This is a genomic window from Vibrio sp. S234-5 (assembly GCF_000960595.1).
Classification (GTDB): domain Bacteria; phylum Pseudomonadota; class Gammaproteobacteria; order Enterobacterales; family Vibrionaceae; genus Vibrio.
Genome location: NZ_JZAM01000223.1, coordinates 1 through 413 on the forward strand (window position 1 = coordinate 1; position 413 = coordinate 413).

Annotated in this window: 1 pseudogene; it reads left to right on the forward strand. The window is 45.8% G+C overall.

The features are described from left to right. Nucleotides 1–351: pseudogene (locus UF06_RS27190) on the forward strand (hypothetical protein); the annotation flags it as partial. Nucleotides 352–413: the final 62 nt, after the last annotated feature.

Below are 413 nucleotides of genomic sequence, written 5' to 3' on the forward strand. Positions count from 1 at the left end.
AAAACCAAAGCGAGAACCGCCGCCAATAAAATCTTTATGCCATGGCACTCAGATGAAGCCCTATCAGGGCCTCATGGTAAGGCGATTATGAAAATGCGAGGTGATATGCAAACCATCTATAGCTCTTGGGATACAATATACAAAGCCGTCAAGGATGGTAAGTTTACGCTGCATGGCTAAATGCACATTTATTGCACATCTGGTTATGACTGCGATATGGATGTCGTAGTTGCCCCACAGTTCTGTATTGATTGCGGTTCAGGAAGCAGGATCATTGACTAACAACAGGCCAAGCGGGGGCAGTAAAGACACTGCAGCTTAGTTGCCTACGTGGGATCTGGGGAAAAAGTTTAAGTAAGTCTGCATGTCAACTTTGTCACTCAAGTAAGAGCGGTGGAGAAAGTCATGGCCGA